Source organism: Tateyamaria sp. ANG-S1 (genome assembly GCF_000814025.1).
Taxonomy (GTDB): domain Bacteria; phylum Pseudomonadota; class Alphaproteobacteria; order Rhodobacterales; family Rhodobacteraceae; genus Tateyamaria.
This window is the reverse complement of sequence record NZ_JWLL01000001.1, coordinates 21,477-34,926: the sequence shown is the minus strand read 5'-3', so window position 1 is coordinate 34,926 and position 13,450 is coordinate 21,477. Positions and strand designations below refer to the sequence as shown.

Annotated in this window: 14 protein-coding genes; 1 reads left to right on the top strand and 13 read right to left on the bottom strand. The window is 60.8% G+C overall.

The window, feature by feature from the left end; all coding sequences use genetic code 11:
* Positions 1–8: 8 nt before the first annotated feature.
* The 13 genes from RA29_RS00185 to RA29_RS00125 all read right to left on the bottom strand — a co-directional run bounded on the left by RA29_RS00185 (position 9) and on the right by RA29_RS00125 (position 11,871).
* Positions 9–656, bottom strand: coding sequence for a DUF1523 family protein (locus tag RA29_RS00185; RefSeq protein ID WP_039681789.1), 648 nt, complete (start codon positions 654–656; stop codon positions 9–11).
* Positions 657–668: 12 nt separating this feature from the next.
* The gene (locus RA29_RS00180; RefSeq protein WP_039681787.1) at positions 669–932 is read right to left on the bottom strand and encodes a hypothetical protein; all 264 of its coding nucleotides are present in this window, start codon (positions 930–932) and stop codon (positions 669–671) included.
* Positions 933–936: 4 nt separating this feature from the next.
* Entirely contained in the window at positions 937–2,268 is a 1,332-nt protein-coding gene (locus RA29_RS00175) for a DUF6638 family protein (RefSeq protein ID WP_039681785.1), read from the bottom strand.
* On the bottom strand, positions 2,265–2,561 hold the full coding sequence (locus RA29_RS00170) for a hypothetical protein (RefSeq protein WP_039681783.1): 297 nt from the start codon (positions 2,559–2,561) through the stop codon (positions 2,265–2,267). The genes RA29_RS00175 and RA29_RS00170 overlap by 4 nt, the downstream gene beginning before the upstream one ends.
* On the bottom strand, positions 2,558–2,851 hold the full coding sequence (locus tag RA29_RS00165; protein ID WP_039681782.1) for a hypothetical protein: 294 nt from the start codon (positions 2,849–2,851) through the stop codon (positions 2,558–2,560). The genes RA29_RS00170 and RA29_RS00165 overlap by 4 nt, the downstream gene beginning before the upstream one ends.
* On the bottom strand, positions 2,848–3,879 hold the full coding sequence (locus tag RA29_RS00160) for a hypothetical protein (protein WP_039681780.1): 1,032 nt from the start codon (positions 3,877–3,879) through the stop codon (positions 2,848–2,850). Before RA29_RS00160 ends, RA29_RS00165 begins: the two co-directional genes overlap by 4 nt.
* Positions 3,876–5,810 (bottom strand): ATP-binding protein, encoded by a 1,935-nt coding sequence (locus tag RA29_RS00155; RefSeq protein WP_039681778.1) that lies wholly within the window; start codon positions 5,808–5,810, stop codon positions 3,876–3,878. The genes RA29_RS00160 and RA29_RS00155 overlap by 4 nt, the downstream gene beginning before the upstream one ends.
* A 71-nt stretch (positions 5,811–5,881) precedes the next feature.
* Positions 5,882–6,997, bottom strand: coding sequence for a hypothetical protein (locus tag RA29_RS00150; protein ID WP_039681776.1), 1,116 nt, complete (start codon positions 6,995–6,997; stop codon positions 5,882–5,884).
* Entirely contained in the window at positions 6,994–7,350 is a 357-nt protein-coding gene (locus RA29_RS00145; RefSeq protein ID WP_193743427.1) for a hypothetical protein, read from the bottom strand. Before RA29_RS00145 ends, RA29_RS00150 begins: the two co-directional genes overlap by 4 nt.
* A 21-nt stretch (positions 7,351–7,371) precedes the next feature.
* Entirely contained in the window at positions 7,372–8,448 is a 1,077-nt protein-coding gene (locus RA29_RS00140) for a hypothetical protein (RefSeq protein WP_039681772.1), read from the bottom strand.
* A gap of 119 nt (positions 8,449–8,567) precedes the next feature.
* Positions 8,568–9,653: a histidine kinase dimerization/phosphoacceptor domain -containing protein gene (locus tag RA29_RS00135; RefSeq protein ID WP_039681771.1), complete on the bottom strand. Its 1,086-nt coding sequence runs from the start codon at positions 9,651–9,653 to the stop codon at positions 8,568–8,570.
* Positions 9,654–9,772: 119 nt separating this feature from the next.
* Positions 9,773–10,981, bottom strand: a complete 1,209-nt coding sequence (locus RA29_RS00130) for a M24 family metallopeptidase (RefSeq protein ID WP_039681769.1) — start codon at positions 10,979–10,981, stop codon at positions 9,773–9,775.
* Positions 10,982–11,079: 98 nt separating this feature from the next.
* Entirely contained in the window at positions 11,080–11,871 is a 792-nt protein-coding gene (locus tag RA29_RS00125; protein WP_039681767.1) for an alpha/beta hydrolase, read from the bottom strand.
* A 78-nt stretch (positions 11,872–11,949) separates the two neighbouring features.
* On the opposite strand from RA29_RS00125, the gene RA29_RS00120 reads away from it, so the two are divergent.
* Entirely contained in the window at positions 11,950–13,425 is a 1,476-nt protein-coding gene (locus tag RA29_RS00120; protein ID WP_039682309.1) for an NAD-dependent succinate-semialdehyde dehydrogenase, read from the top strand.
* Positions 13,426–13,450: the final 25 nt, after the last annotated feature.

The window sequence follows — 13,450 nt, the reverse complement described above, 5'->3', positions numbered from 1 at the left end:
GGAGTGGATTACTTGGCTTTCCAAGTGCCAAGCCAGCGCTGGAACCGGCCCCGCTTTTCCGAGACCGCGTCCCCGGCCGCGTCCCAACTGTCCTGCATTTCTTCGAGCTTGGGATCGATCCGCGCCCGGCGGAAGCGCCGCCAGCGGACCCAGGTGGCGTAGAAGATCGCCGCGATGGTCGTTAGGATCAGGATGTTGATCCACGGGATGCCCTTGGAGGCGTCCGGCCCGTCCACCCGCCGCAGGGAGATCGCGTTGGGGAAGATCGTCAGGAACTCGTTCCGCCAGCCGTAATGCGTGATCACGTACCATTCAGGAGCTGCGCGGGGCGACACGGAATCCGCTGCCTCAGTATAAAGGTTCGAGGTGTCGAACTTGAAATAGGGCGGCCAGCTCCAGCCCGTGTCCTCGTTCCGGTAGACCATGGGCCGCCCATTGGCGCGCACTGTCTGGATGAACTGCACATCGCGGTTGATCAGCCCGTCGGACTGCGTGTCGGGCCGCGACCAGAACATGCGCGTCCAGTCGCCCAGCTCCTGCCGTTCCTCGTAGGTGTTCACGATCCGAACGATGTCGCGTTGCGGTAGGGTGTAGTGCAGGAACGCTCCGAAAGCGACCCAGAAGGTGATCAGGAGGGTCCAGCCGATGTAACGCATTGCGGGGTCCTTTTAGGCGAAGTTCACAAGGTAGATGATAAGGCACACAAGCGCCATGGGCACGATATAGACCCCGAGGATCAGCTTGCGCCGCAGCGAGCCATCATAATCAGCGAGCCCGTGTTTGATGTAAGCCTCGCGCGGGCCGGGTTTGTCGCCCTCGTCCCATTCGGCCTCCAACCGGTCGCGGGCCCGGGCGCGTGAATAGAGCGACAGCGAAAAGTAGATCACCGTCAGCACCACGAGGGCGATCAGAAACAGTCTCGCTACGGCCATGTCCTTACCTCCGTACTGCGCCCCAGGGCCCCACGCGCGCGATTAGGTCGCGGGGCTGCGGGTCGGGTTCCATGGGGGCATCGTGCCCAAAGAGCGCCTCGCGCGCGCCCGCCTTGTCGGCTTTGTACTCATCTTCCAGATACTGTGCGACATATTCCTTTTTCGCGTCCGCCCAAGTGGCGTAAGCCGCGTAGAACGCCTGTTTGTGGCAGATGAAGAGTTGCCGCACGTCGCGCGGGCTGAGTTCCGACAGCAGCATGTTGACGAGGTCTGCGTCAGGCGTATCGGCGGCGCGAAGGGTGTAGAAATAGGCCGGGTGTTCGGAGCTGATGCGGGGCCATTTGCCGCCGTGTTCGGCCCAGTCGACCAGTTGTGCCAGACCGTGGAATTCATCGGGCAGCAAATGCCCGTGGTCGCGGGCAAGCCTGCGCATGTCGCGGCGTGTGGTGCCGGCGAGATCGACGCCCGCTTCGGTCACGGCGGACACGAGAATGAAGTCCATCTTTTGCTTCAGGATGGCCGCGCCATCGATTCCCCGCGCTTTGACGATGGGTTCGACCAAGTCATTGTATTCGAGGAACTTGGCGATGCGGTTTCGTTGGGTCAGATCGAAGGTGTATTTGGTCGGCACATCCTCGGGCTTCTCCGTCGCCGCGATGGTCGCCGGGTGGTCAAGCGTCTGGAAGATGTAGAGCCCGCCGAAATGCGACGTCCAGAAGTTGCCTTTTTCCACGCGCATGGGCTTGAGCGAAACGGGGTTGCGGCTGACGTCGCCGGTCTGGCCCGCAAGCTGGATCATCTCGCCAATCAGGACGTCGTCGAACCAGGCCTCGTCTTCTTGCAGAAACGTGTCCACCTTCTCCGCCAGTCTGGCGGCGTTGCGGACGGTGCCTCGCGTGGTGTCCGCCTCGACCGTGATGGCGCGCAGATCGAACAGCCGCGCGGGGCTGGAGATGTCGTAGACGGAGTTCACCAGCTCCCCCGCTACGGCGTCGCGGGCGGTGAGGGCAAAGAGCGCCGCCTCGTTTTCGGCGATGAACCGTTTGAGGATACCTTGGGACGTGGAGAATTCCGCGTCGAGCAGCGGGCATTTGCGTTGTTCGGTCGAGAGCAGGATGAACTGCCGATTGACCCCGTTGTGGTTGAGGTAGAGCGGGTCGTTCAGCTCGTTGCCCACCTCGGGCGAGTAGCCGGAGATGTCGATGTAGAAGTCGGTGAGGGCGGTGCGCTTGCCCGTGAGATGTTCGAGCGCGCGGTTGTAGCGTTCGACCAGCGCAGGTGAGGCCACGTGGAAGAGGTTGCCGAACATGAGGCCACGTTGGATGAGGCGGATCATGGGCGGGTCCCCCTAAGTTGCGCCAGCCGGATGACCAGCACGCCGACGCTGGGCATGGAGAGTGACAGGAGCGCGTTGGCAAAGCCTGCGTCCCCGCTGGGGCCAATGATTGGCAGCGGTAGCCCCATGGCTTGGATGAGGAGGACCATCACAGCAGCGATCCCGATGATGGCGCTGGTGCAGACCATACCAAACAGGAACTCCGGCAACGGCAGCGCGCGCTTGATGTACGGCGGCAGGAGCCATGCGGCGACCACGATCAGGCCCATTGCGATGATGCCGGTCAGGATCATGCGCGCCTCCCCATGCGGAAGATCAGCGGGGTGGAGAGGGCCAGAAGCGGCAGGGCGAAGCTGCGGACGGTGATCTGGAGGTTGTAGCCGATATAGGCAGGCCAGGAGTTGTTGAAGAGCAGCATGGTTTCAGAGAGCGGCGTGCCTTCGAAGCCCATGAGGGTGTGGATGGCGGCTTGGGTGAGGAACAGGAGGGCAGCGGCGGCGAGGAAGCCGAAGACGCCCCAGCGCAGGGGGAGGAAGGTGCCGAGGATGAGGGCGGCGATGGTTGTGGCGAGGAGGAGGGTCATTGTTTGTCACCGCCGAAACAAGCCCGTTGTACCCACGTAACCACGTAGTACTCACACAAATCCAAAAGTGTTGGCTCGTACATATCGGAAGGTTCGGCCCGCAAAATACTGGCTAAAACAAAGTTCGGATCGCTCCCCATGGCTTTCACATAGTCAAAGATTAAGGAATAGGCCGGGTGTGTAGTACCGATTGCATCCCCTTCACCGTCAGACAGTTTATGGAATCCGAGTTTTGGGTATGGCGACCAAACTGTTCTTTCAACACCGCCAAGGAAGACGAGCGGACACGCAGAATAGCAACTTTGTCCCAATGTAGTCTTCAGCCCCAGCTTTCGAATTAGCACACCAGCGTGAAGAGCTTCGACGACATTGCCGCCCCCACTACCTAGGACAACACGATCTATTCCTGGGTTTTCTGACAACTTGAGTTCCAGGCTTTCAGCGAACCCGCTTACTATGTTTCCTAGTACCAAAAGATCATGCTGTTCGACGCGGAATTTTGCGGCGCTATCGACAACCGGAAGCGCATATTGTTTCCCAATCCCCATCTTTCCTACGCAATCCAGGTTCCAAACTTGCTTGCGCGTTTCTTCATTTTGTTCAAGCAGATGCGAGGCGACAAACGCCCAGTTACTCAACGAGTGAGCGTAAACCATGAGTGCATGAATTTCATCCGGACTCGGCGAATCCGACAACTCCGGTTCCGGATGATGTTCGAGATGGGAAATGACGTCTGACATCTCAAACATGCGCCCCAGAATGGCACAACGGTGCTTGGGAATATCAATTTCGTTGTATGCCGTTCCTAAGTGACCAAAGCCACCGAGCGACAAGCCTTTTTGCCAGAGTTCTTCTGACTTTTCTTCAACTATTTCAATGGATTCCTTCCATGTGCGGGCATGGCCTTGCGCGAACACAAAAATCGCAAAGATCAAAACGAACAAGAATGTAACGGCTTTGTACGAGCTTCGTAATGGGGCTCCGCCCGTTCGCGATGGAAACGCTCCCCCGGAGCGTTTCTTGATCATCGCTCACCCCCCAAATACCGCTTCTTCGCCTCTTCCTGCCGTCCGAAGTCGCGCACCATCGCCTCGATCGCGACTTCGTCCGACTTGTCTGCATAGCGGAACTCAGAATCCGCGTACCGGTTGATCTCCTGCACCACCATGTCGACCGTGATCGGCACGCGCAGGTCTTCGATCATCGCTTTCTTCTCGTCGTAGGTTTTGAACAGGAACAGCTCGGGGTTTTCCATCCACTCGTCGGGCAGTTCGAAATCCATGGCGCGGACCTTGACCGCGTCCGTGATGTTCTTGATCGCGCGGCCGGTGAAGCGCTCATCCGCCTGCTGGATCGCCTTGAGATACGTGCCCAGCTTGGCAATCGTGTCCAACTCGCCCACGTCCGAATGCACACGGTCGAACACGTCCATCAGCCCCGCCTCGTGCGGGCGGTTGTGGCTGTCGAAGGACGCCGCCACCGCTTTCTTGATCTCCTGGGCCGAGAACAGTTCGTGCGCGCCCATGGGGATGTCGTGGTTCTTGCCCATCAGCAGGGCGAGGATGTCGATATAGTCCTCACGCGTTTGCGGCCCGTCCACGAGGAACCGCGCCCCGGCGCGTTGGCGCAGGGCGTCGTCCACATTCTCGGGGTAGTTCGAGAACATGCCGAAGGTGCAGTTCCCGCGCACGACGGTGTTGGCGCCGGCAAAACTCTCCATCAGCACGGCGGTGATTTCGAGCTGCCCGGCGGAGGATTGGCGGTCGCCGCGCTTGCCCGCCAGCTGGTCAATGTCGTCGATGGTGCCGAAGCCGATCACGCCCGGATCGAGCACGTTCGAGATGAACGCCTTGGCGTTCTGGCCCGACTTGCCCTGGTAACTGTCGATGTTGTCCGTCGACAGGTTCTGGTAGCGGAAGGCGTAGCCCGCGACGCTGCAATAGTCGTTGATCAGACCGGCCATCATCTGGATCAGCGTCGTTTTGCCCGTGCCGGGCTTGCCGTCGCCCATGAAAGTAAAGATGAAGCCGCCCAACTCGGCAAAAGGGTTGAGCCGCCGGTCGAAATCATAGGCCATCAGCATCTTGGCGAGCTTCATGGCTTGGTATTTGGCGATATGGTTGCCCACGACCTCGTGCGGTTTCTTGAAGGTCATGGTGAGGGTTTGGGTCTTGGCCTTCGTTGCGGGGGTAAAGCCCTGGACGGTGAAGTCGTCGGCCTCAACATGCCATGAGGCCCCGGTGAAGGGGGCAAGGCGCGGGGCGTTCTGGGCGCGCAAGGACACCTTTTCCATCAGCGCCTCGGCAAAGGCGGTGATCGTGGCGACAAGGTGGGCGTCGTCCGGGGCGTGGATGGCGATGTCCTGGTCGAGTTCCCAGAGGCAGCCGTGCAGGGCGGTCTGACCGTTGTCGGTGAGGATTTCCTCGATCTCACCCACCTCGGCCGTAACTTCGGTCTGGTGGGCCGAGAGAAGGTAGGCAGTGGCGTTGCCGAAGACGTAGAGGGTGATGAGCGCCTCTGCGGCGAGCAGCTCGGCAAACTCGGTCTTGCGGGCGGCGGGCAGGGCCCCTTCGAGGTTGGCGCGTTTCAGATCACCAAGACCGGAAACAGAGGCGTAGTTTTCGGCCACCGCCAGCGCGATAGAGATGGCGCGGCGCAGGGCGTTGAGCGTGGTGGCCTGCACGGGCGACATCAGCGCGTCGTCGTCATCGGCCCCCTCGATGGTGGCCATCAGTTGCACGGCCCCGGTGGGCACGGTGCGGCGGGTGACAAGGCCCGGCGTCGTGGTGCGGAAACGGCGGCGGGTGCCCACACCGCTTGAGCGTTCCTGCTGCGCCACCTCCTTGCCCTTCCCGATCCGGGGGGCATGGTCGAACCCCTGCAGCATGGACAGCGCCATGGGGTAATGCGCCGTAATCTCGGCCTCGCGCAGTTCCATCTGATCTGACGTTTGGCTCATTCACTGATTCCCTGCTTCATCTTGCAAAATAAACTCCCCCCGGAGGGCCGATTTACCACCTGTCCCACCCGTCAATACCGAAGGACCCGACCCGACGGGCTAACCACGAATTTGCGGACGGAGCCGAAGCCCTGCGGGTTCATTTCTTGCAGCGCCTGGAATGCCCGTTGGGGCAAGACGATGCTGCGTTGCATCCTTGTGGCACCAATATCCGCGCCGTGATGCGAGAACGGATCGAGCGTGAAAATCTGGCGTTCGACGGAGGAGAACCAGCCGGAGCGTTCCTCGATCACCCGTTCGGAGCGCAGGTCTTCCTCGGTCCAGACCAGCGCCCAGTCTTGCCCTTCGGGCGCGCGGGCGGCTTTGAGGACATCGAGGATGGGCCCCGATTGCGCGGTGAAGGCGGAGGAGTACATCGGCCCCACGTAAAAGCGGCGCAGGCGTTTGGGGTGGATGTCGTCGAAATCCTCGTCGAACCCTTTGGCGATGGTCACGAGCTTCAGCTTGCCCAGCGACTGCGCCATCAGATGCGCCTGCGCTTCGGGCCAGCGGCGGGGGTCCTTGGGCAGGGCTGTGCGGCCCGTGTCCTCAACCTCCATCATGTAGATGACGGGCAGGTTCAGTTCGGTGTCGTAGACGGCCCAATGGATGCGGAAGCTGCGGCGGTCGTCGCTCAGATTGCCGGTCCAGACGATTTGCGGGTCGTTGCGGGGCCAGAAGAGTTGGCCGCGTTGCAGGTCCTCGTAGTAGAGCCGCTGGGACAGGGCGAATTGCAGTTTCGTGGGCACCTGCCGGTCGCCGATGATCACCTCGACCATCTGCTTTTTCAGCTCATCCGCCGGGTCGATCCGATCGAGATGGACGCCCGCCTGGATCGCGTCCGAGGCCATGGTGAGCAGTTCTTCGGCCGCGGGAAAACCGCTATAGCGCTTGTCGATGGCAAGCGAGCCGAAGAACCGCCCGGTGTCGCGCCCGACAAGCAGGTACTTCTGGCTGAGCGCGCGGAAGGTGAAGGTCAACTCGGCGATGTAGCGGGTGAGGATCTTGACCTCGTCCCGGTTCAGATCGCCCTCGGCTTCCATCACGCCTGCGACACGGGCGAGGTGCCCGGTGATCGTCTCGAATTTCTTGAAGTAACGGCGGGAGGCGAAGAGATCAGTGAGGCCGGAGGTTTCAGGTTTGGTCATTCTAGGCCCGTGATCCAGCGAAATTTCGGAGGACATAGATTTCGCGATTTTAGCTTGTTTCGCGCCACAATCTTCGAAGCCTCATTTGGAGAGAAGTTGTTGAGGCGCTGTTGAAACGGCCCCACACTTTTGAAGATTTCAAAGTAACTGCCAAACAAAATAGGCGCCGATACGACGAAAGTGAAAAGCACAAAAGGCATCATCAAGGCTGACGAAAAGCCAACCGCATCGCCCGATGAATACCCCAAAGCCATCGCGGCCATCACCATCAGCAACCAAATCGCTAAGATTGGCAAAACAACACGAAAGAAAGTCGCAATCATCAGAAGAAAGCCGTAGAGAACCCCGGCCATGCCAGTCAGCATTTACTGACCTCACCCACCATACGCATTGCTGTCATGCTTCTCGACAATCTGAGCGAAGCGCCGGGCAAACCGCTCATCCGCCTTCGCCTTCTGCTCCAGCACGTCGCGGGCAAAGACCATCTGGTCTTCGTGCGCTTCCAGCATGTCGGCCATGCGGGCGTTCGTCGCCGCACCGATCCCGGCCATGGCGGTTTGCGCCTCCTGGTCCGTCTTCACGCCGATCTCGTTGATGCGGTGGGCGACGTCCTGTTGCTGGGCCGTTTTCAGCGACTTCGTAAGCGCATCATACAGCACCACACGCTGCTTGGTGTCTGTTTGCAGCTTGTTGATCAGCACCATCTGGGTCGCAGCCTGGTTTTGCAGGCTGTCCACCCAGGTTTTGCCCTTTTCGATATAGCGCTCAAGCGTCTGGGACTTGGCCACCTTGACCTGCTCTTCCTGCACCATCTCGTTGTATTTCGAGTTGAGGTCGGCCAGTTCCGTCTCAAGCGCCGTGCGCTTGGCTGCGTCGGTTTCGGATGCGATCTTGTTTTCCAGCGTGATGGTCTGCGGCTCCATCGCCTGGATGTCGGCTTGCAGGGCGGAAAGTTCCTGCACGGTGAATTCGCGCTCGTCCAGCGTTTCGGTCAGGTTGGCCTCGACCTTCGTTTTCTGATCTTCCAGCATGGTCAGCTGACCCTGCAACAACTGCACGATCACGTCGGATTTCGAGATCAGATCCTGCAGCTTGTCGTCAATCGAGGCAGAGCGCACGCGCTCTTGCCGCATGCTCTCCGACTTGGCCTTGGCAAAGATGCCGACAAAGCTTTCCCAGCCTGTCTTGGACCGCATCTCGTCAAAATCCTTGGAGAATGCAGCGGTGACATCGTCGAGACCCATGATCAGCTCGGCGATGTTAGAATTCATCACGTCGGTGTGGGCATGGACGTCCTCGAGCGTCGCGTTTTCGATGTCCATCGAGATGTCATCGCCCGACTTCATCTTGGACCGCGCCGCCTCGATCCGGCTGGTGAGTTCCGAGATCTTTTGTTGCGCCTCGGCCACCTGGGATTGAGATTCTGCCACCTGACTTGCGAAATCGGCCATAAAATGTCCTCTACGTTCAATGTGTTGCGTTACATATAGGCAATGTAACACGCATTTACATCGGCACCGGCCGATATTCGAGCGAATAGTTGCAAAAAGGTTGCGACAAGGAAAGGTGGTCAGACGGCGAAAAGCAGCCGGTGGCGGGTGCCGAAGGCATTGGCATCTGCCGTCAGCGTGCCGTCAAGCGCCTGCGCGACCGCGTCCGTGATCTGTGTGCCAAGGCCGGAGCGGCGGGTGGGCGTCTCGACCGTCGTGCCGCAGCCGTCATCGGCCACTTCAAGTTGAGCGGTCCCTGATCCCATATCCGTCACCGTAACCCGGATCGTGCCGGGACGTTCTGACGGGAATGCGTGTTTGTAGGCGTTTGTGACCCATTCGTTCAGCACGATCCCGATGGACGCGGCGCGGGATGGGGTCATGCGAATGTGCGACAGCGCGGTGTCGATCATCACGTGTTCCGGCGACTGTTCGGTCAGGAAATCCACGATGCGGATCAGGTAGTCGTCGAGGTCCACATGGGTTTGAACGTTGCCCGCCTGCAAAACCTCGTGCAGCCGGCCCATCGTCTCGATCCGCTGGCCGACGGCATCCAGCGCCTCGCGCGTTTCGTCGAGCTCCGACACGCGGCTTTGGAACCGGGTGAGCGACGACAGCATCTGGAGCGAGTTCTTGATCCGGTGATCCGCCTCGCTGTGCAGGATGGCCTGTTGCTTAAGGGTACGGCGCAGTTCGAACTGCGCCATGACCTGCCCCGCCAGCACCTTGAGCATTTTGCGCTGCGGATCGGTAAGCGTGCGGGGGCGCCGATCCAGCACGCATAATGTGCCCAGCGGCAGGCCATCGGGCGACCTGAGCACCGCGCCCGCATAGAAGCGCAGGCCCGCATCATCCACACACAGCGGATTGCCGTCCATACGCGGATCGGCATGGGTGTCTTCGATCTCGACCAGGTCGCCTTCGAGGATGGCGTGCGAGCAGATCGAGGATTCAAGCGGCGTTTCGGGCACGTCCAGCCCCTTGACCGCCTTGAACCATTGCCGTTGGCCGTCCACCAGACTGATCAGGGCAATCGGCACCTCGCAGAGGTCAGCCACGACATCGACAATACTGTCAAACTCGGCTTCGTAAGCGGTGTCGAGCACGTCATATGAACGTAGCGCGTCAAGGCGTTCGTCCTGAAAAGGATGGCGATCAGCCAGCATGTGGGGGCCTAATTGTTGAACGCGCACCGCTCGCATCTGACGGTACGCGATTCTCAGTTAGGCCGCAAACTCAGGCTACAAAGAGTGAAACAAATTCAACCCTGTATGTCATAGTTTAATCAGCCGATGATATTGTGATCGGGGCCGTAGGGGAAGCCGGTGATATTTTCGTTCCCATCCTCGGTGATCACCAGAATGTCGTGTTCACGGTAGCCGCCTGCACCCGGTTGGCCCTCGGGGATCGTCAGCATCGGCTCCATCGAGATGACCATGCCGGGTTCGAGCACCGTGTCGATGTCCTCGCGCAGTTCCAGCCCCGCCTCGCGCCCGTAGTAGTGGGACAGGACGCCAAAGGAGTGACCGTAGCCAAAGCTGCGGTATTGCAGCAGGTCGTGTTCGCGGAAATAGGCGTTCACGCCTTCGGTCACCTCGGCGCAGGTCGCGCCGGGCTTCAACAGCGACATGCCCAGTTCGTGCGCAGCGACGTTGTGGTTCCAGAGCTTGAGGCTGGCGTCATCGACCGTCTCAACAAACAGCGTCCGTTCCAGCGCGGTGTAGTAGCCGGAGATCATTGGGAAGGTGTTGAGCGACAGGATATCACCCCGCTCCAGCACGCGACCCGTGACCGGGTTGTGCGCACCATCGGTGTTGATGCCGGATTGAAACCAGACCCAGGTATCGCGGTATTCGGCATCGGGGAAGCGCTTGGCAATCTCCATCTCCATCGCATCGCGGCCTGCCATGGCGACGTCAATTTCCCGCACACCCGCCTTGATCGCGTCGCGGATGGCGTAGCCGCCCACATCGGCCACTTGGGCACCATGGCGGATCAAGGCGATCTCGGCCTCGGATTTGTTCATGCGCTGGCGCATGGTTGTCTCGTACAGGTCGACAGTGGCGACGGGTTTCAGGAAATCCTCCAACTTGCCCTGTTGCAGCAGGGTCAGGTGGTCGGATTCAACGCCTATAACTGCCCCCTCGCCCGTCACCTCACGCACGGCGCGCCAGAAGTTGTCGCGCTGCCAGTCGGTGTAGGTGATATTGTCGCCGTGGCTGCGCCGCCAGGGCTGGCCCGCGTCGATGCCCGCGCTGATGGTCACGCAGGCGTCTTCGGTCACGACACAGGCATAGGGACGGCCAAAGGCGCAGTAGAGGAAGCCTGAGTAGTAAGCGACGTTGTGCATGGAGGTCAGCACGGCGGCAGTGGCACCCTGCGCCTCCATCCGGTCGCGCAGTTCGGTCAGGCGGGCGTCGTATTCGGCGGCGTCGAATGGCAGCGCGTCTTTGGTGCCGTTTTGGAAGCGGTAGAAATCGGGGCGAGCGGTCATGCCTGACCCTCCTTTGCAGAAAGGTCCCGGCGTGCAGGACGGTTTCGGGCTGGGTATGCGGGCGACGCCATCGCCCGCAGCCATCGTCATCTTGCGCGTCAGCGGGCCGTCGTCAAGCGCCGGATCATGTCGCTGTCGGGATCGGCCAGCGCGTCGATCACGTTGAAGTGGTGTTCGCCCTTGGTGATCACGTGATCAGCACACCATGCTTCGGCCAGCCAGCGCGCCTGATCCAGGAACACGGGGCGTTCTTCGGCCCCGACCCAGACGGTGACGGGCACATCCGGTTTGGGCTGATGCACCGGGCTCTCGGCGCGCGCCATGCACATGTCCATGCCGAATTCGGCATTCATCATCGTCTGCAAGAGCGGTTCGAGGTCGGACACGGGCGAGATCGGCATGACATGGCTCAGGCGTGAGATCACGGACGCATGCAACATCCCCGGCGCCAGCATGCGCGACACAAGGTGCCCGCCTGCCGAATGCCCCGCCAGGCTGATCGGACCCATACTGCCATCGGCCACCGCCATCACCGCCTGCGCGATCTGCTGCGTGATCCCGGCGATCCGGACGCTTGGGCATAGATCATAGGAGGGCATCGTCACGCTCCACCCCCGCGCCAGCGCGCCTGCCGCCAGATGCGACCAATAGGAGCGATCGAACTTCAGCCAGTAGCCGCCATGAACAAAGATCAGCGTGCCCTTGGCCTCGCCTTCCGGCAGGAAGTGATCGAGCGCCATGCGTTCGGACGGGCCATAGCTCAGCCCCAGCCGCGCCCTTGGCCCAAGGGCTTTGCGGAACGCCTCCGCCTGTTCTGCCCAGCGCGGTGGGTAGTCAGCGGCCCCGCCAATATAGGCCCCGTTGGCATAGGCATCGTCCATGTCTGGCATCACGTCCCCCCTTACTTTGGAACTGGACAAGACTAGCCCGTGTTGTTTGACATGCAAAGGACCGCAAAAGGACGCGCCATGCTTGACCAAACCACCGACCTGAAATCCATGCTCAACGACCCCACGCTGCTGGAAACCCGCGCCTATGTGAACGGCACTTGGGTGGAGGGTGATGAGGGCATGTTCGAAGTGACCAACCCCGCGCGTGGCGATGTGATCGCGCAGGTACAGGACCTGAGCCGGACGCAGGTGGCGAACGCCATCGCGGGGGCGCAGGCAGCGCAAAAGGACTGGGCCACATGGACAGGCAAGGAGCGTGGCGCTGTCCTGCGCAAGTGGTTCGACCTGATGATGGAGAACCAGGATGATCTGGGCGTGATCCTGACCGCCGAGCAGGGCAAGCCGCTGGCAGAGGCCAAGGGCGAGATTGGCTACGGCGCCTCGTTCGTGGAGTTCTTTGCCGAAGAAGCCAAGCGCGTCTATGGCGAGACGATCCCCGGCCATCAGCGCGACAAGCGGATCACGGTTTTGAAACAGCCCATCGGTGTCGCCGCCTCCATCACCCCTTGGAACTTTCCGAACGCGATGATCACGCGCAAGGCGGCACCCGCGCTGGCGGCGGGCTGTGCCTTTGTCGCGCGGCCTGCGGAACTGACGCCGCTGTCGGCCATTGCGATGGGTGTGCTGGCCGAGCGGGCGGGCATTCCGGCGGGGGTGTTTCAGGTGGTGACGACCTCGAATGCCTCCGAGACGGGCAAGGAGTTTTGCGAGAACCCCGCCGTGCGGAAGCTGACCTTTACCGGCTCTACGCAAGTGGGGCGTATCCTGCTGAAACAGGCGGCTGATCAGGTGATGAAGTGTTCGATGGAGCTGGGCGGGAATGCGCCCTTCATCGTCTTTGATGATGCTGATCTGGATGCCGCTGTTGAGGGCGCGATGATCTGCAAGTTTCGGAATGCCGGGCAAACCTGTGTCTGTGCCAACCGGATCTATGTGCAGGCGGGGGTTTATGACGCTTTTGCGGCCAAGCTGAAGGCTGCGGTTGAGGGTTTGAAGGTGGGTGACGGGCTTGAGGATGGCGTGACCACCGGCCCCCTGATCACCGACAAGGCCGTTGAGAAGGTGCAGGATCATCTGGCGGATGTGGTGGCGCATGGGGGGGCCATTCTGACCGGGGGTCAGCCACATGATCTGGGCGGGACGTTCTTGCAGCCTACGGTCGTGACCGGGGTCACGCAGGATATGAAAGTGGCGCATGAGGAGACGTTTGGGCCGCTGGCGCCGCTCTTTAAATTTGAAGACGTGGATGATGTGATCGAGATGGCCAACGATACCATTTTCGGCCTTGCCGCGTATTTCTATGCCAACGATTTGAGCCGGGTCCACAAGGTCTCTGAGGCGCTGGAATATGGGATGGTGGGGGTCAATACCGGCATCATTTCGACCGAGGTGGCGCCCTTTGGAGGGGTCAAGCAATCCGGCCTCGGCCGGGAGGGGTCGCACCACGGGATCGAGGAGTTTCTGGAGATGAAATACGTCTGTATGAGCGTGTGATGTCCCACGCTGGGACAGCGCGCGA